The sequence below is a fragment of the Kitasatospora sp. NBC_00039 genome (assembly GCF_045160625.1).
Classification (GTDB): Bacteria; Actinomycetota; Actinomycetes; order Streptomycetales; family Streptomycetaceae; genus Kitasatospora.
The window spans coordinates 6646347-6664034 of sequence record NZ_CP108289.1; the positions used below are offsets into that span (position 1 = coordinate 6646347).

Consider the following 17688-nt stretch of genomic DNA (forward strand, 5'->3'; position numbering starts at 1 on the left):
GGAAGAGTCCCGCCCATGGATATCCCCAACATGGGCGTGCCCGCGAAGCTCGCCGACCGCATGAGCATGGCCGAGCAGCACGAGTACCTGCGGGCCCGCTTCTCCCGCCGCCGGATGCTGCGCGCCGGCGCCGTCACCGTCGGCGCGCTGGCGGTGGGCGGTGCGCTGGGCAGCGGCACCGCGACCGCCGCGCCGGCCTCCCCGCAGCTCCTGACGGGCGGCACGGCCGACGGCGTCGACGGATCGCTGGTCGCCCCGATCGGCCGTCACCTCGCCTTCGGCCCCGAGCCGGACACCCAGTTCCGGGTCTCCTGGCAGGTCCCGGCCCCGGTGAAGAAGCCGTTCCTGCGCTACGGCCGGCACCCGTGGGACCTCAGCCAGAAGGTCCAGGCCGAGGTGCGCGCCCTGCACACCCCCGCGCTGACCCCGACCGGCCAGCCGGTGGACCAGTACTACCTGCACGTGGCGCTGGAGGACCTCCAGCCCGACACCACCTACTACTACGGTGTCGGCCACCAGGGCTTCGACCCGGCCTCCCAGCAGGCGATCTCCACCCTCAGCACCTTCCGCACCGCGCCCTCGCGCGACCACCGCTGGGGCAAGGTGTACGAGCCGTTCACCTTCACCGCCTTCGGCGACCAGGGCGTCAGCGCGCACGCGGCCGGCAACGACCACGTCATCCTGGCCCAGAACCCGGCCTTCCACCTGCACGCCGGCGACATCTGCTACGCCGACCCGGCCGGCTCCGGCACGGACCCGGACAAGTCGGTCTACAACGCCCGCACCTGGGACGACTTCCTCGTCCAGACCGAGACCGTGGCGTCGAAGGTGCCGTGGATGGTCTCCTACGGCAACCACGACATGGAGGCCTGGTACTCGCACAACGGGTACGGCGGCGAGAACAACCGCTTCTACCTGCCGGGCAACGGCCCGGACCCGCGGACCGTCCCCGGCGTCTACAGCTTCCGCTACAAGAACGTCGGCGTCATCTCGCTGGACGCCAACGACGTCTCGTACGAGATCCCGGCCAACCTGGGCATCTCGGCGGGCCGGCAGACCAAGTGGCTGCAGCGGACCCTCAAGGACCTGCGGAACGACGAGACCGTCGACTTCATCGTGGTCTTCTTCCACCACTGCGCCTTCTCCACCACCCACCAGCACGCCTCCGAGGGCGGCGTCCGCGAGGCCTGGGTGCCGCTGTTCGAGAAGTACCGGGTGGACCTGGTGATCAACGGTCACAACCACGTCTACGAGCGCACCGACGCGATCCTCGGCAACAAGGTCTCCAAGGCGGTGCCGAGCGGCGCCACCGTCGAGCCCGCCACCGACGGCGTCGTCTACGTGACGGCGGGCGCGGCCGGCCGCAGCCTGTACAGCTTCGACGCCCCCGACACCTACGAGGGCCACGAGCACCGCCTCGACTCGGTGGACACCTTCCACTTCGCCAAGGGCGGGGTGAAGGTGACCGAGAAGGTCGAGTGGTCCCGGGTCCGCTACACCGGCTACTCCTTCATCAAGGTCGACGTCACCCCGGCCCACCTGGGCCAGAAGTCGTCCATGAAGGTGACCGCGCTGGCCGAGAACGGCACGCAGGTCGACCACTACACCATCCTGCGCAAGGTCGGCGAGGGCTGGGACAGCAAGACCGACGACGACGGCGAGGGCGGCGGCTGGGGCTGGTAGGCAGCCCGGAGCCGCTCCGGTGGCCCGGCCGGGAACCCCCGGCCGGGCCACCGGCGTATCCGCGTGGCGGAGCACCACCTGCTGATCAGGGTCGGCGGATCAACCGCTCGCGCGTCCCCGCCGGTGGATCAGAGGGAGGCCAGCTGCTCCGCGAGGGTGTCGCTGTGCTGGAAGGTCAGCCCGGCCAGGGCGACGTGCTTCCAGCGGACCGTGCCGTCGCCGTCCAGGACGAAGACCGACCGGCGCAGCCCGAGCCCGGGCACCGCGATGCCGTACGCGCGGACCACCGTCCGCTCCGGGTCGGCGAGCAGCGGGAAACCGAGGCGGTGCTTGCGTGCGAACTGCTCGTGGCTGTCCAGCCCCTGGGGGCTGATGCCCCACACGGTGGCGCCGAGCCCGCGGAACCGGTCCAGGTCGGAGCTGTACGAGCAGAGCTGCTTCGTGCAGACCGGGGTGTCGTCGCCCGGGTAGAAGACCAGCACCAGCGGGCTGCCCTTCGCCTCGGCGAGCCGGTACTCGCGGCGCTCGGCGGTGCCGCTCTGCTCGTCCAGCAGCAGTCCGGGCAGGGTGAACTCGGGCGCGGGGGCGCCCACCTCGGGTGGTTTCGCCATCGTCGTCTCGTCCTTCGCTAGCGGCGGCGCGGTCGCGCCCACCCTATGTCCGGCCGGCGCCGGGAAGACGGTCCGGCCGGCAGCCTCCCGAGGTCCGTGGATTCCGTCCCGATGGCCTTTCCCTATTGAAGAGTTGACGCATGCGGGTGGCGGTGTCGTGACCGCCGTTGTCACTGTCTGCACCGATGTCCGCACACTCTTCACTTCATAACGAATCGAGCAGCTGGATAACGAGTTGTCCATTCAGTTATTGACGTGAGTGCCAGTCGGGGATTGACTCCGTCCTCTGCCGCAACGCCGCGGCGCAGTCAGGAGGCACGCCCCACCATGAAGAGAACGACCCGTCGCGCGGCCGCAGGCACGGCAGCCGTGTCGCTGGCCCTCGCCCTCGCAGCCTGCGGCCAGAGCGACGGAGGAACCCGGTCCGACGGTGTGGGGAGCACGACCGTCGGTCTGCTGCTGCCCGAGAAGACGTCCTCCACCCGGTACGAGGCCTTCGACAAGCCGCTGATCGAGTCCACGGTCGGGTCGCTGTGCACCGGGTGCGTCGTCGACTACGCCAACGCGGACGGCAACGAGGCCGCCCAGAAGCAGCAGTTCGACGACCTGCTGGCCAAGGGTGTCAAGGTCATCCTGCTGGACCCGGTGAACGCCAAGGTCACCGCTCCCTGGGTCGAGGCCGCCGCCGCCAAGGGCGCGAAGGTCATCGCCTACGACCGGCTGGCCGAGGGCAAGGTCGCCGCGTACGTCTCCTTCGACAACCAGCGCACCGGCGAGATCCAGGGCCAGGCCCTGCTGGAGGCACTCGGCCCGAAGGCGTCCGCCGCCTCGGTCGTGATGATCAACGGCGCCGAGTCCGACCCCAACGCGGCGATGTTCAAGGCCGGCGCGCACCGGGCGCTCGACGAGAAGGTCAAGAAGATCGTCTACGAGCAGTCCGGCGAGTGGAAGCCGGAGGTGGCCACGGCGAAGATGAACGAGGCCATCCGCACCCTCGGCAAGGACGGCTTCCAGGCCGTGTACGCCGCCAACGACGGCATGGCCGCCTCCGTCATCGAGGCGCTGAAGGCGGCCGGGATCAGGAACGTCCCGGTCGGCGGCCAGGACGCCTCCCTCGACGCGGTGCGCCGGGTGATCTCGGGCGAGCAGGCCTACACCATCTACAAGCCGTACAAGCCGGAGACGGACGCCGCGGGGAGCATCGCCGTCCAGCTGCTGAAGGGCATGGACATCAGCTCCTCCGCCGGTGCGGCGGTCGACAGCGGCGGGCTGCGCATTCCCGCGCTGCTGCTCACCCCGATCGTGGTGACCAAGGCGAAGGTGCAGGCCACGGTGGTCGGCGGCGGCCTGTACAAGGCCACCGAGATCTGCACCCCGCAGTACGCGGACGCCTGCGCGGCGGCCGGCGTCAAGTAGCGGGCGGGCGGGCGGGCGGTGCCGGGGGCGGCGCCGCCCGCCCGGTCAGCGGCGGGGGCCGTACATGATCACGGCGACCCCGGCCAGGCAGATCAGCGCCCCGGCCACGTCGTAGCGGCTCGGCCGGAACCCGTCCACCGCCACGCCCCAGAGCAGCGAGCCGGCCACGAAGACGCCGCCGTACGCGGCCAGCACCCGGCCGAAGTGGCTGTCCGGCTGGAGCGCGGCGACGAAGCCGTACCCGCCGAGCACCACCACCCCGATCCCGGCCAGCCACCACGGCCGGGACTCGCGCACGCTCTGCCAGATCAGCCAGCAGCCGCCGATCTCGGAGAGCGCGGCGAGGGCGAACAGGGCGGCGGAGCGAAGGACGGTCATGGCCGCCCAGCCTACGAGCCGTACGGGTTGCCCCGGCGCCGGAACCGGCGGCGGGGCGTCAGGCCTGGCGGTAGCTGGTGAGGAAGCGGCCGATGCGGTTGATCGCCGTCTCCAGGTCGTCGGCGCGGGGGAGGGTGACGAAGCGGAAGTGGTCCGGCCGGGGCCAGTTGAAGCCGGTGCCCTGGACGACGTGGATCTTCTCGCGGAGCAGCAGGTCCAGCACGAACTGCTCGTCGTCGACGATCCGGTGCACGGCCGGGTCCAGCTTGGCGAACGCGTACAGTGCGCCCTTGGGCTTGACGCAGCTGACGCCGGGGATCTCGTTGAGCGCATTGAAGGCGACGTCGCGCTGCTCGGCGAGCCTGCCGGTGGGCAGCACGAGGTCGTTGATGGACTGATGGCCGCCGAGCGCGGCCTGGACGGCGTACTGGGCCGGGACGTTGGGGCAGAGCCGCATGCCGGAGAGCATGGTGAGCCCCTCCAGGTAGTCGGAGGCGAGCTGCTTGGGCCCGGAGACGACCAGCCAGCCGCTGCGGAAGCCGGCCACCCGGTAGGACTTGGAGAGGCCGTTGAAGGTGAGGGTGAGCACGTCCTCGGCGAGGCCGGCCAGGCAGTGGTGCTCGGTGCCGTCGTAGAGGATCTTGTCGTAGATCTCGTCGGCCAGGACCATCAGGTGGTGCCGGCGGGCGAGGTCGAGGATGCCCTCCAGCAGCTCCTTCGGGTAGACCGCGCCGGTCGGGTTGTTGGGGTTGATGACGACGATGGCCTTGGTGCGGGCGGTGATCTTGGCCGCGATGTCGTCGAGGTCGGGGTACCACTCGGCCTGCTCGTCGCACGCGTAGTGGACGGCCTTGCCGCCGGCCAGCCGGACCACGGCCGTCCAGAGCGGGTAGTCCGGCATCGGGACGAGCACCTCGTCGCCGTCGTCCACCAGCGCCGTGACGGCCATCTGGATCAGCTCGGAGACGCCGTTGCCGAGGTAGACGTCGTTGACGGTGACCCCGTTGACGCCGCGCTGCTGGTAGTACTGCACGACGGCGCGACGGGCCGGCAGGATGCCGCGGGAGTCGCTGTAGCCGTGCGCGTTGGGCAGGTTGCGGATGATGTCCTGGATGATCTCTTCCGGCGCCTCGAAGCCGAACGTCGCCGGGTTCCCCGTGTTCAGCCGCAGCACGCTGTGCCCGGCCTCCTCCAGGGCGTTGGCCCGGTCGACCACCGGGCCCCGGATCTCGTAACACACGTCCGTCAGCTTGCTGGACTGCCGAAACTCCATCTGCGGCCTCCCGACCGTCACCCCGCATGGTTCCTGGTTGCTTTGTTCTACCAAGTAAGCACTTGGAAAGTCCAACCTTTTGGCTATGCTGATCCACATGTCACGCCGAAGCTACGACCAGTACTGCGCCGTCGCCCGCGCCCTGGACGCGGTGGGGGAGCGCTGGAGCCTCCTGATCGTCCGTGAACTCCTGGCCGGCCCGCGCCGCTACACGGACCTGCACGCCGACCTCCCCGGCGTCTCCACCGACATCCTCGCCGCGCGGCTCAAGCAGTTGGAGGGCGAAGGCCTGGTCCTGCGCCGCCGGCTGGAACGCCCCGCCAACGCCACCGTCTACGAGCTCACCGAGCGCGGCGCGACGCTGCGTCAGGTGGTCGACGCACTGGGGGTCTGGGGCCTCGGAGCCCTCGGCGAGCAGCGGCCGACGGACGCGGTGCGCGCGCACTGGGTCACGGGGGCGGTCGTGGAACGGCGGGCAGCGGCAGAGGCCGGGCCCGACGTGGCGGAAACCGGGCGGGAGACGGCCGCAGCCACGGCGGTGGCGGCGGGCTGAGGTCCTGCGGGTGACGTCCCACGAACTCGCCCAGGTGAACATCTCGCGGATGCTCGAACCCATCGACAGCCCGCTGCTCGCCGGTCGTGGCCCCGCGCGTGCGGCTCGAACCGTGCGGCTCGAACGCCGGGTACGCGCGCACCGCCCGGGGTCCGGGGCGCCCGGGCGACGGCCGGGCCTCGGGCGGTGAGGTGGCACCACTGTGCGGCGCCGATGAACAGGCGGTCGGCGTTCTACGAGCGGTCACGGTGATGCGGGCGGCGTCGGGGCGGGTGGTCGTGGAGGGGGAGGCCTGTCGCGGCGGGCCGGGGCGCTGAGCGTACGATCAGCAGGCCATGGAGAACACTTCGGAGAAGAGCGCGCACACCGCGCCCACCATGCCCACCGGAGACGCCGGTTACCCCGGTCACGCCGGTCGCACCGGATACGCCAGCTACCTCGCCGTCGGGGACTCCTTCACCGAGGGCATGTGCGACGAGCTGCTCCCCGACGGCCACTACCGCGGCTGGGCCGACCGGGTCGCCGACCGCCTCGCCGCCGAGCAGCCCCCCGGTGCCTTCCGGTACGCCAACCTCGCCGTCCGGGGCAAGCTCATCGGCCAGATCCACGACGAGCAGCTGCCCGCCGCCACCGCGATGGGCGCCGAACTGGTCACCCTGGCCGGCGGCCTCAACGACGTGCTGCGCCCGCGCTGCGACATCGCCCGGGTCGAGGACCTGCTCGGCCGTTCCGCCACCGCGCTGCGCGCCACCGGCGCGACCGTGGTGATGTTCACCAGCACCGACCCCACCCGGCGGATGGCCGGCAGCGCCCGGCTGCTCCCGGCGATCCTGCGGATGAAGGCCTTCGTGCACGAGCTCGGCCAGGACCCGGGCATCGCGGTGGTCGACCTGTTCTCCGCGCCCTGCTTCGACGACCGCCGGCTCTGGGCCGAGGACCGCCTGCACTTCTCGCCCGAGGGCCACCGCCGGGTCGCCGAGGCGGTGCTGGAGTCGCTCGGCCGTCCGGCCTCGTCCGACTGGCGCGCCCCGCTGCCGGCCGCCGCGCCGCGCAGCCGCACCGAGAAGCTGGCCGCCGACGCCCGCTGGGCCCGCACCCACCTCGGCCCCTGGGTCGGCCGCCGGCTCACCGGGCGCTCCTCCGGCGACGGCCGGCCGCCGAAGCGCCCGGAACTGGGCCCGTACCGGGGTGCGTGAGGTCCCGGGCGTGTGACGTCCCCGGATGCTCGCCGGACATAGGGGTCCCAGCCGGTTGCGGCCGTGCGCCGCGGGAGAAGTCGGCAGGAACATGCCGGAATGAGCGGCTCCGCTGTCGTGCCGATCGGTCGTGGGCGTCGAATTGGCGTGTCCGGAAGTCCTCCGGCAGTTGACGGATCACCCGAGGAGCACACGAACATGCGCACTCTCTTCAAGGCCGCGGGCATCGTGGTAGGCGCGACCGCCCTGGCCCTGTCGACCCCGGTCGTGGCCGGCGCGGCTCCCGCGCCCACCACCTCCGCCACCCCGCCCTCCTGCGTGGTCGCCGAGACCGGCATGGTCGACCAGCACACCGGCTATGCCAGGGCCACGAACAACTGCAGCACCACCCAGCGGGTGAAGTTCTACTACCTGGCCTGGCCCACCACCTGTCTGACGCTCGCCCCGGGCGCGAGCGGCGAGATCCACGGCGTCGGCGGCCCCATCGGCTTCGGCATCCAGAGCTGCTGACACCCGGCCCGCCGCCGCGTCCTGTGCGGTGGCGGGCCCTCGCCCGTGCGGCGGGACCGTCAGCCCCGGAAGAGGTTGTGGCCGACGTCGCTCGGCACCTCGTCCTGGTACGGGGTGCTGCCCGGCCCGGGGACGTGCTCGCCGGGCACCGGCTCGGAGCTCTCCCGGTGCAGCAGCACGACGCCGTCCTCGGCCCAGATCTGCCGGTAGCCGTGCGCCAGCAGCAGCTCGATCCGGGCCGCCTGCTCGCGGTCGGTCCTGAACGGGAACGCGCGCTTGTCCGAGCGGATCAGCACGTACTCGCGCCCGCGCGGCTTCTCGTCCACCAGCACGACGTCGGTACGGGCGGAGAGCCGCGGCGCGGCCTGGTTGTCGGCCTCGACGGTGGCGCCGTCCGGAATCTGCCCGGCACCCCGGAGCAGTGCCGCCCCGCTGGGCTTCGCCTCCCAGTAGGCGGGGACGAACAGGTTCGCCGCCCCCAGGGGCAGCGCCGCCGCGGCCGTCACGGCCGCCGCCGCCACGCCGAGCCGGCGGGTCAGCGCGCAGGCGTGGCAGCGGCCCAGCACCTCCAGTGCGGCCACCAGCAGGATCGGCCAGAGGAACGCGTCGTAGTGCCGGGCGATCGACCAGTGGTTCGGGTTGCTGGAGAGCACCCGCTCCGCGAGCAGCGGGACGGCGCAGAGCACCGTCGCCGAGCGGAGGGGGAGGAGGAACAGGGTGCCGAAGATCCAGAGCAGCAGCAGCGGCTTGAGCGGCGCGTCGAACAGCGTGGAGAAGAGGACGGTCGGGTCGCCGAGGACGTTGGAGACCGCGGAGCCGCCGTCCTCGCCCAGCGACTGGTAGTTCCAGTAGTAGCCCGGCACCCCGCCCATCGCCGGGATCAGCCAACCGATCGCGGCCGCGGCCGCCAGCGGCCCGCCCAGCAGGAGACCGGCGCCCCAACGGGCGGTCTGCCGGCGGCGCCGACGGTCCTCGTCCCGGCGGGCCCGCAGGAGCAGGACCAGCCCGTACGCGCCGACCGCGAGGCCCATGTCCTCCTTGGTGCAGCAGAGCAGCAGCCCGGCCAGCGCGGCCGTGCCGTAGCGGCGGGCCATCCCGCGCTCCAGCATCAGCAGGGTGAGCGGCACGGCGAACGCCACCTCGTGGAACCCGCCGCGCGAGGCCACCAGCAGCGGCCAGCCCAGCCCGTACGCGAGCCCCGCCAGGTCGGCGGCGCGGCGGGCGGTCCGCGGGTCGGCGTCGGCGAAGCAGCGGTCGGCCACCCGGCGGATCAGCGGCACGCCGGCCGCGAAGCAGAGCGCCTGGCCGAGCAGGAGGGAGCGCGGGTCGTCCCAGAGCCAGTAGAGCGGTGCCATCAGCGCGATCACCGGCGAGAAGTGGTCGCCCAGGAGCGAGAAGCCCGGGGGGAACTCGTGGTGGAAGCTCTTCAGCGACGACACCGGCAGACCGAAGTGCGCGTAGCCGCGTACGCCCTGGTCGAAGATGCCGAGGTCGAAGCCGCCCAACTGGAGGGTGGTCCACTGCTGGGCGGCGATGCCGAGGCAGACCGCGAAGCAGAGCAGGGTGAGGGCGGTGGTGCGGGTGCGGGGGGAGAAGCGGGGGGTCGCGGCCGGCGTAGCCGGCACGCCGGTGTCCTCGGTGTCCGGGTACGCCGCCACGTCGTGCCGGGACATGCCTGCTCTCCTCCAGTGATCGGTTGCCGATCGGTCGCAGATCGGTCGCAGATCGGGCGCCGATGGGGCGCTGATCGGTGGCTCCGGGTGTCTCCGGTGCCCCCCGATTTCCGACAGACCGAACCGACACCGGCCGACCACACTAACGGACTGCTCTGAGCGCGCCGCCGGTTCCCGGGTGAGCGGGCCTCCGGTTCCCGGTCCGCCGCGGGCGCGGTGGTGGTGTCGGTACGCTCTACCGGGGCCCCGGACCAGCCGGGAGCCCGTCGTCCGGAGGAACCCCAGCACAGTGACCGAGCCCACGCCTGTGTCCCCGACTGCGCCCGTGCCCGCGCCGCTGAACCTGCTGTCCGACTGCGGGAGCTGCTTCGGGCTGTGCTGTGTCGCGCTGCCGTTCGCGGCCGGCGCCGACTTCGCCGTCGACAAGTCCGCCGGCACCCCCTGCCGCAACCTCCGGACGGACTTCGGCTGCGGCATCCACGCCCGGCTGCGCGACCGGGGCTTCCAGGGCTGCACCGTCTACGACTGCTTCGGCGCCGGCCAGCACGTCTCGCAGGTCACCTACGGCGGTCGGAGCTGGCGTGAGGAGCCGGCGGACGCGCAGCAGATGTTCGAGGTGTTCCCGGTGGTCCGGCAGCTGCACGAGCTGCTCTGGTACCTCACCGAGGCGCTCGCCTTCGCCCCGGCCCGCCCGGTCCACGCCGAACTGCGCCGGGCCCTGGAGGAGACCGGGAGGCTCGCCGCCGGCACGCCCGAGGAGATCCTCGCGGTCGACGTCCCCGCCCACCGGCAGGGCGTGGCCGAGCTGCTGCTCAAGGCGAGCGAACTCGTCCGCGCCGCCGTCCCCCGCCGACGCGAGCACCGGGGCGCCGACCTGTTCGGCGCCCGCCTGCGCGGCGCGGACCTGCGCGGCGCCAACCTGCGCGGTGCCCTGCTGGTCGCCGCCGACCTCTCCGGCGCGGACCTGCGCCTCGCCGACCTGATCGGCGCGGACCTGCGCGACGCCAACCTCGCGGGCGCCGACCTCACCGAGGCGCTCTTCCTCACCCAGGCCCAGCTCAACGCCGCGCGCGGCGACGCCACCACCCGGCTGCCGGAGTCGCTCACCCGCCCCGGCCACTGGCCCGCCACGGCGCCCGCCGGCGGTGGCGCTGCCGCCGCAGCGGCCCGGCCTCGCCGCAAGCCGCAGACCGGCGGGCAGCCCGGCCGGTCGGGGCGCCCCCGCCGGCGCTGAACGCCAGGGGCGGCCGGTCGACCCCCGGCCTGATCGGCTACTCGGCGAGCAGTCGTGCGCGCAGATCGCCGATCAGGCTCTCGTCGATGCCGAGTTCGCCGGTGGCATAGGCGCGCACCGAACCGTGGGCGCGGGTCAGATCGGCGAGCACGTGCCGGATCACCTCCTCCGGTGCGCGCCCGAACCCCGGCCAGCGCAGCGCGCGCCCGGGGTTGGAGGCGTGCCAGTCGGCCACCAGCCGCGGAGTGGCCAGCTCGGTGAGTGCGAAGTCCGCGGCCACGTCGTCCTCGGAGACCCCGACCAGGGTGAGCACCAGCGCGGCGATCAGCCCCGTGCGGTCCTTGCCCGAGGCGCAGTGGAACACCACCGGCCGGTCGGCCGCGGCGATCACCTCCAGCACCTCCCGGATCTCCACCACCCCGTCCTCGGCCACCTCGGCGAACCGGTCGGCCAGGTAGCGCCAGGGGTCGAGCTCCGGGTCGATCTCGGCCTGGTCGTACGGCCGGTGCTCGATCGAGAGGTTGTGGTACGCCACCCCGTCCAGCTCGGCTATCCGCCCCCGGCGGGCGATCTCCCAGGGGTAGCGCAGGTCGATCACCGTCCCGACACCGAGCGCCCGGAACCGTGCCAGGTCATCGGGGGAGGAGAGCTTCCCGAGGGAGTCCGAGCGGTAGAGCCGGCCCCAGCGGGTCGACCGTCCGTCAGTGGTCGAGTAGCCGCCCAGGTCACGGAAGTTGCAGAGGCCGTCGAAGGTGAGGTGGCGTGTCATGCTCGCACCCTATCGAGCGCCTCCACGCCAACTCCCGGGCCGGGAAGCCGAACCGGCCGGCTTCCTGCCCCGGGACCTGTCCCGGAAAAGGCGTTGCCCGGTGGCGGCCGCCGTGCGTATGGTGGTCGCACTCTGACGAGATCAACGCTCTCTGGAACGAACGCCGCAGAACGGGAGCAAGCCCGCGCACAGCGCGCGGTGCCACGGAGGGGCGGCAGCACATTCCGCATGCCCTCCGGAGGTTTCACCCCATGAAGATCGGCCTCGGCCTTCCCGTCGACGACCCCGCCCAGCTGCTCACCTGGGCCCGGCGCGCGGACGCGGGCCCGTTCAGCACGCTCGGCCTGCTCGACCGGCTCGTCTACGACAACCCCGAACCGCTGATCACCCTCGCCACCCTGGCCGGAGCGACGTCCCGCATCCGTGTCCAGACCGAGGTGCTGATCGCGCCCCATCACAACACCGCGCTGCTCGCCAAGCAGACCGCGACCCTCGACCGCCTCTCCGGCGGCCGGCTCACCCTCGGCATCGGCGTCGGCGGCCGAGAGGACGACTGCCTCGCCGCCGGAATCGACCTGCGCCGTCGCGGCCGCCGCCTCGACGAGCAGATGGCCCTGCTGCGCCGGGCCTGGGCCGGTGAGCCGTACGGCGAGGAGGTCGGCCCCATCGGGCCCGCGCCCGCTACGCCCGGCGGCCCGGAGGTGCTGTTCGGCGGCTTCGCACCGGCGGCGATCGAACGGGTCGGCCGGTTCGGGGACGGCTTCCTCGGCGCCGCGCTGCCGCCGCAGATCATGGACGGCCTGTACCGGCAGGCCGAGGCGGCCTGGGAGCGGCACGAGCGCCCCGGCCGGCCACGGCTGGTCGCCCAGGTCTCGGTTGCGCTCGGCCCCGAGGCCACCGTCGAGAGTGCCCGCCACAACCTCCTCGACTACTACGCCTTCACCGGCCGCGCGGCCCACATGGCCAACGGCCTGCTCACGACGGCGGAGGCGATCCGGACGACGGTGGAGGGCTACCGCGCCATCGGGGCCGACGAGGTGGTGCTGTACTGCTGGGCCTCGGACGCCGACCAGGTCGACCGGCTCGCCGACGCACTGTTCTGACGGTCGGGCCACCGGGGCGGTTCGCTTGCCGTGCGCCGCCCGGGGGCACCCACACCGTGCTCCGTCCGCGCGTGCCCGAACACCTCTGGATCGACGTGCTGTTCGGGCACTCGGCCGCGTCCGGTCTCCGTATCGAGGTGTACGACCTGAGCCTTCCTGTGCCCGGCCGGCTGCTCGGACTTCCAGGTGACTTGGGCCCGGGCTCCGATTCGTTCGCGGACTATCTTCCGCCTGGGGCCACGAGCCGAGCGAGGGTGACCTCACCGCGCTCCTCCTCTGGGCCCGGCTCGACCCGCCATCCTGTTGAACGCATAGGCTCACGGCCATGGACGAGCGAATCGAACGGGCCCAACTTCTCTGCGACCGTGCCACCTTCGGTGGTGAGACGGACGTCCTCCCCGCCGCCGACCGCGAGCTGGACGCCGTCGAAGCGGACCTCGCGCTCGCCCGAGGGCGTGTCCTCCACGCCCGCTTCCTTCAACAACGCACCGCCGAAGCCGCCGAATTGGCTTTCTTCGAGCGCGCGTCCGGCCTCTACCGGTCCCTCGGCGACCAACGCGGCGAGGCCGAAGCAGAGTTCTGGACCGGCGTCTACCGCCAGGTGGTCCAGGGGGACCACGACTCCGCCCTCCCCTCCCTCCACCGCTCGCGCGACCTCGCGACCGCCGCGGGCGACCACCGCACGCTCTCCTACGCGTTGCGCCACCTCGGCATCGCCGCCCACATGGCCGGGGAGCTGGACGACGCCCGCGCCTTGCTGGAGGAGTCCACGCGGCTGCGGCGTGAACTCGGCTTCCCCGCGGGCGTCGCCGCCAACCTGGTCGGGCTCGCGTACCTCACCGCCGGCGAGGGGCGCCCCGGCGAGGCACTCGCGCTGCTGGACGAGGCCGCCGCCCTCGCCGCCGGCGCCGATGCGAAGGCCGTCCTGCGGTCGGTGGACGAGGCGCGCGCGGCGGTCGGCTGAGGCAGCGTCGGGCCGGAGATTCAACTGCCCGGACAGGTCCCGAAGTTCACACACTGCGGTCGGCGAGTACCTCGCGGATGACATGGCGGGAGTTGGCGGCCAGGGACGGGTTGGTGGAGCGGTAGTAGGGGAGTTGGATGAGGGCGATGGAGAGGGCCCAGGCGCGGCCGCGTTCCCAGGTGGCGTCGTCGGTGGCGAGGGCGGCGCGGAAGACGGGGCGGGCGGTGGCGGGCAGGAGGTTCCAGGCGGCGATGAGGTCCACGGTCGGGTCGCCGACGCCCATCAGGCCGAAGTCGATGACGGAGGAGAGGTGTTGGTCGGCCAGCAGGACGTTGCCGGGGGAGAGGTCGCCGTGCATCCAGGCGGGCCGGCCGGTGGGTTCGGGGAGGCGAAGCGCCTTGTCCCATACGGTGGTTGCCGCTTCGGTGTCGATCGTCCCGGTCAGCCGGCCGATCGCGGCGCGGGTGGCGGCGTCCCGGGCGCAGAGCCGGCCGCCGCGGGAGGACGGCGGGGCGCCGGCCGGGTCGGCGGTGCGCAGCGCGGTGACGAACGCGGCGAGGTCCTGGGCGAGTCGCAGGGGTGCGGTGACCGATCCGAGGACCGGGTTGGCGCCGCCGAGCCAGCGCACCACCGACCACTCCCACGGGTAGCCGGCGGCCGGGCGGCCGTGGGCGAGCGGTGCGGGGATCGGCAGCGGGAGGTGAGGGGCCAGTCGCGGCAGCCACTGCTGCTCACGGGCGACGCTGTCGGCCGCCCAGCTCACCCGGGGCAGCCGGACGGCGAGTTCGGGCCCGAGCCGGAACATCGCGTTGTCCGCCCCGGCGGAGGCGACCCGTTCGAGCGGCAGCCCCCTCCACTGCGGGAACTGGTCGGCGAGCAGCCGCCGCACCAGGGCGGCGTCGATGGCCGGTTCGTCGTCGTGCGGGCGGTTGTGCATCCGAGCGGCAGCGCACATGCCCGGCACTGTACCGCCGGGTTCGGCCGTGGGCGGCCGGATTTCGAACACTAGGGTGGGGCCATGGCGACCAAGTGGGACCGTTGGGTCATGTGGGGGGCGCTCGGGGGCGCGGTGGCGCTGGGCGCCGCGGTGGTGGTGGGCCGGCTCCACCGGCGCTCGGGCGGGTTGCTGGTGCTGCGGGAGTGGCTCGACCATCCGCTGCTGTTCGGGACGTTGGTGCTGGCACTGCTCTTCGTGGCCCTGGTGTCCTCACGGGGGAAGGTCTGGGCCCGTAGCGTGCTCGGCGTCGTGGTGGTCACGCTGGGCGTGTTCACCGTGCCGTTCTGGTTCCTCTGCAGCGTCCTGCCGGACGACCTCACCACGACGCGCAACGAGGCGGTGCCCGGCCGGCCGGACCGCCGCCTGGTGGTCCAGGAGGGTCTGTCGGGATTGGGACCGGACCCGCTCTACTACGTCTACGTCGACGACGGTTCCGGCCTGGCCACCCGCCGCTGGGAGGTCGCGTTCATCGACGGCGACTTCAACGGCATCGAGGCGCTCGCCTGGGCCGGCCCGGACCAGTTGCGCCTGGTGACGGCGGACAGGCAGACCCACCTGATCCGGATCGCCGACAACGGCCGCCCGGAGCCGACCATCAACGACCGCTCCTGACGAACACCCGCGCGCGGCAGCCCGCGCCACGCCCGGTGGCGGCGGGTGCGTCCGGGAGGTGTCGCCGGGCAGTGCCAGAATGCAGGGACATACGGGGACAGCAACTCTGGAGAAGGTGACCGGCTTCGTGACCACGCCAGTCGAACAGGTGGCCAAGCAGGCCCAGCAGGCGATCGAGCGGAAGATCGCCGAAGAACTGGGCGTTCGCGACGGGCAGGTGAAGGCGGCGGTCGAGCTGCTGGACGGCGGGGCGACCGTGCCGTTCGTGGCCCGCTACCGCAAGGAGGTCACCGGCTCGCTCGACGACGCGCAGCTGCGCACGCTGGAGGAGCGGCTGCGCTACCTTCGCGAGTTGGAGGAGCGCCGCACCGCCGTCCTGGAGTCGATCGGGTCGCAGGGCAAGCTGGACGACGCGCTGCGCGCGCAGATCCTGGCCGCCGACTCGAAGGCGCGGCTGGAGGACATCTACCTGCCGTACAAGCCGAAGCGGCGTACCAAGGCGCAGATCGCCCGCGAGGCCGGGCTGGAGCCGCTGGCCGACACGCTGCTCGCCGACCCGGCGCAGGACCCGGCCGCGCTCGCCGCGACCTACCTGAACGAGTCGGTGGCGGACGCGGCCGCCGCGCTGGAGGGCGCGCGGTCGATCCTGGTCGAGCGGTTCGGCGAGGACGCGGACCTGGTGGGCTCGTTGCGCGAGCGGATGTGGACGCGGGGCCGGCTGGTCGCCACCGTCCGCGAGGGCAAGGAGCAGGACGGCGCCAAGTTCGCCGACTACTTCGACTTCGCCGAGCCGTACACCAAGCTCCCCTCGCACCGGATCCTGGCGATGCTGCGCGGTGAGAAGGAGGAGGTGCTGGACCTCGATCTCTCCCCGTACGACGGTGAGGAGGCCGGGGACCTCCCGGGCGCGAACGACTACGAGCAGCGGATCGCCGCCCGCTTCGGCGTCGCCGACCGCGGCCGCCCGGGCGACAAGTGGCTCGGCGACACCGTGCGTTGGGCGTGGCGCACCCGGATCCTCGTCCGGCTCGGCATCGACCTGCGCGGCCGGCTGCGCCAGGAGGCCGAGGACGAGGCGGTGCGCGTCTTCGCCGCCAACCTGCGTGACCTGCTGCTGGCCGCCCCGGCCGGCACCCGCGCCACGATGGGCCTGGACCCGGGCTTCCGGACGGGCGTGAAGGTCGCGATCGTGGACGCCACCGGCAAGGTGGTCGCGTACGACACGATCTACCCGCACCAGCCGGCCAACAAGTGGGACGCCTCGATCGCCACCCTGGCCGCGTTGGCGAAGAAGCACGCCGTCGACCTGGTGGCGATCGGCAACGGCACCGCCTCGCGGGAGACCGACAAGCTCGCCGAGGACCTCATCAAGCGCCACCCGGAGCTGAAGCTGACCAAGGCGATGGTCAGCGAGGCCGGCGCCTCGGTCTACTCGGCGTCCGCGTTCGCCTCGCAGGAGCTGCCGGAGCTGGACGTGTCGATCCGCGGCGCGGTCTCGATCGCCCGCCGCCTCCAGGACCCGCTGGCCGAGCTGGTCAAGATCGACCCCAAGTCGATCGGGGTCGGCCAGTACCAGCACGACCTGAGCGAGGTGAAGCTGTCCCGCTCGCTGGACGCGGTGGTCGAGGACTGCGTCAACGCGGTCGGGGTGGACGTCAACACGGCCTCGGCGCCGCTGCTGACCAGGGTCTCCGGCATCACGGGGACGCTCGCCGACAACATCGTCGCGCACCGGGACGCCAACGGACCGTTCCGCACCCGCAGGGCGCTCAAGGACGTCGCCCGGCTCGGCCCGAAGGCCTTCGAGCAGTGCGCGGGCTTCCTGCGCATCCCGGACGGCGACGACCCGCTGGACGCGTCCAGCGTGCACCCGGAGGCGTACCCGGTGGTGCGCCGGATCCTGGCCGCGACCGGCGGGGAGCTGCGTGGGCTGATCGGCAACGGCACCGCACTGCGGGCGCTGCGGCCGGGCGACTTCGCCGACGACACGTTCGGTGTCCCGACGGTCACCGACATCCTCGGCGAGCTGGACAAGCCGGGCCGTGACCCGCGCCCGGCGTTCCGCACCGCGACCTTCAAGGAGGGCGTCGACAAGATCGGCGACCTGGAGGTGGGCATGGTGCTGGAGGGCGTGGTCACCAATGTCGCGGCCTTCGGCGCCTTCGTGGACGTGGGCGTCCACCAGGACGGGCTGGTGCACGTCTCGGCGCTGTCGAAGACCTTCGTCAAGGACCCGCGCGAGGTGGTCAAGCCCGGTGACATCGTCACCGTCCGGGTGACGACCGTGGACGTGCCGCGCAAGCGGATCGGGCTGACGCTGCGGCTGGACGACGAGGTCGGGCGCGAGCGGGGCGGCGACCGCGGCGGCTCCCGGGGTAACGACCGCGGGAACGACCGGGGCGGCGACCGCGGCGGCTCCCGGGGTAACGACCGCGGGAACGACCGGGGCGACCGGGGTGCGAGGCAGGGGCGCCCGCCGCGCCAGGACCGGCGCGGTTCGGGCGGTGGCTCGGCCGGCGGCTCCGGCAGCTCCGCCGGCTCCGCCGCGGGCGGCCAGGCTGCGCCGGCCAACAGCGCCATGGCCGACGCGCTGCGCCGAGCCGGGCTGACCGGCGGCTCCGGCTCCGAGGGCGGCCGCCGCTCCGGGCGGCGCTGAGCCCCGCGGAGGACGGCAGACGGCGGGCCGGCGGACGTGCGACGTCCGCCGGCCCGCCGA

The 17688-nt window shown here is 72.9% G+C and carries 15 protein-coding genes and 1 pseudogene; 10 read left to right on the top strand and 6 right to left on the bottom strand.

Going from position 1 to position 17688, the window contains the following annotated elements:
• Window positions 1-15: 15 nt before the first annotated feature.
• Window positions 16-1683 (top strand): fibronectin type III domain-containing protein, encoded by a 1668-nt coding sequence (locus OG286_RS29560; RefSeq protein WP_396319186.1) that lies wholly within the window; start codon window positions 16-18, stop codon window positions 1681-1683.
• Window positions 1684-1811: 128 nt separating this feature from the next.
• On the opposite strand, the gene OG286_RS29565 is transcribed toward OG286_RS29560, so the two are convergent.
• Entirely contained in the window at window positions 1812-2294 is a 483-nt protein-coding gene (locus OG286_RS29565; RefSeq protein WP_405359475.1) for a peroxiredoxin, read from the bottom strand.
• Between the two features lie 327 nt (window positions 2295-2621).
• Here OG286_RS29565 and OG286_RS29570 point away from each other — a divergent pair, with 327 nt between their 5' ends.
• Window positions 2622-3710, top strand: coding sequence for a sugar ABC transporter substrate-binding protein (locus OG286_RS29570; protein ID WP_405365887.1), 1089 nt, complete (start codon window positions 2622-2624; stop codon window positions 3708-3710).
• Between the two features lie 45 nt (window positions 3711-3755).
• On the opposite strand, the gene OG286_RS29575 is transcribed toward OG286_RS29570, so the two are convergent.
• On the bottom strand, window positions 3756-4088 hold the full coding sequence (locus tag OG286_RS29575) for a YnfA family protein (RefSeq protein ID WP_405359473.1): 333 nt from the start codon (window positions 4086-4088) through the stop codon (window positions 3756-3758).
• A gap of 58 nt (window positions 4089-4146) precedes the next feature.
• Window positions 4147-5361, bottom strand: a complete 1215-nt coding sequence (locus tag OG286_RS29580; RefSeq protein ID WP_405359471.1) for a pyridoxal phosphate-dependent aminotransferase — start codon at window positions 5359-5361, stop codon at window positions 4147-4149.
• A 97-nt stretch (window positions 5362-5458) separates the two neighbouring features.
• Between OG286_RS29580 and OG286_RS29585 the strand changes: the two are divergent.
• From OG286_RS29585 to OG286_RS29595, 3 genes and pseudogenes are all read left to right on the top strand, one after another.
• Window positions 5459-5813 (top strand): annotated as a pseudogene (locus OG286_RS29585) (winged helix-turn-helix transcriptional regulator); the annotation flags it as partial.
• A gap of 478 nt (window positions 5814-6291) precedes the next feature.
• Window positions 6292-7110: an SGNH/GDSL hydrolase family protein gene (locus tag OG286_RS29590; RefSeq protein WP_405366086.1), complete on the top strand. Its 819-nt coding sequence runs from the start codon at window positions 6292-6294 to the stop codon at window positions 7108-7110.
• 198 nt (window positions 7111-7308) lie between these two features.
• Complete coding sequence (locus OG286_RS29595; protein WP_396319181.1) at window positions 7309-7620, top strand: hypothetical protein; 312 nt, start codon at window positions 7309-7311, stop codon at window positions 7618-7620.
• Between the two features lie 59 nt (window positions 7621-7679).
• On the opposite strand, the gene OG286_RS29600 is transcribed toward OG286_RS29595, so the two are convergent.
• Window positions 7680-9293: a DUF2079 domain-containing protein gene (locus OG286_RS29600; RefSeq protein WP_396319180.1), complete on the bottom strand. Its 1614-nt coding sequence runs from the start codon at window positions 9291-9293 to the stop codon at window positions 7680-7682.
• A gap of 325 nt (window positions 9294-9618) precedes the next feature.
• On the opposite strand from OG286_RS29600, the gene OG286_RS29605 reads away from it, so the two are divergent.
• A complete protein-coding gene (locus tag OG286_RS29605; RefSeq protein WP_405359468.1) occupies window positions 9619-10527 on the top strand; it encodes a pentapeptide repeat-containing protein in 909 nt (302 codons plus the stop codon).
• A gap of 37 nt (window positions 10528-10564) precedes the next feature.
• Here the strand turns inward: OG286_RS29605 and OG286_RS29610 are convergent, their stop codons facing one another.
• A complete protein-coding gene (locus tag OG286_RS29610) occupies window positions 10565-11296 on the bottom strand; it encodes a tyrosine-protein phosphatase (RefSeq protein ID WP_396319178.1) in 732 nt (243 codons plus the stop codon).
• A 251-nt stretch (window positions 11297-11547) separates the two neighbouring features.
• Between OG286_RS29610 and OG286_RS29615 the strand changes: the two genes are divergently transcribed.
• Window positions 11548-12399, top strand: coding sequence for an LLM class flavin-dependent oxidoreductase (locus OG286_RS29615; protein ID WP_396319177.1), 852 nt, complete (start codon window positions 11548-11550; stop codon window positions 12397-12399).
• Window positions 12400-12724: 325 nt separating this feature from the next.
• A complete protein-coding gene (locus OG286_RS29620) occupies window positions 12725-13363 on the top strand; it encodes a tetratricopeptide repeat protein (RefSeq protein ID WP_396319176.1) in 639 nt (212 codons plus the stop codon).
• A 46-nt stretch (window positions 13364-13409) separates the two neighbouring features.
• Here OG286_RS29620 and OG286_RS29625 read toward each other — a convergent pair whose 3' ends face one another.
• A complete protein-coding gene (locus OG286_RS29625) occupies window positions 13410-14318 on the bottom strand; it encodes an aminoglycoside phosphotransferase family protein (RefSeq protein ID WP_405365888.1) in 909 nt (302 codons plus the stop codon).
• Window positions 14319-14381: 63 nt separating this feature from the next.
• Here OG286_RS29625 and OG286_RS29630 point away from each other — a divergent pair, with 63 nt between their 5' ends.
• Together OG286_RS29630 and OG286_RS29635 are read left to right on the top strand one after the other, a co-directional pair.
• On the top strand, window positions 14382-14972 hold the full coding sequence (locus OG286_RS29630) for a hypothetical protein (protein ID WP_405365889.1): 591 nt from the start codon (window positions 14382-14384) through the stop codon (window positions 14970-14972).
• A gap of 127 nt (window positions 14973-15099) precedes the next feature.
• Window positions 15100-17628 (top strand): Tex family protein, encoded by a 2529-nt coding sequence (locus OG286_RS29635; RefSeq protein ID WP_405365890.1) that lies wholly within the window; start codon window positions 15100-15102, stop codon window positions 17626-17628.
• Window positions 17629-17688: the final 60 nt, after the last annotated feature.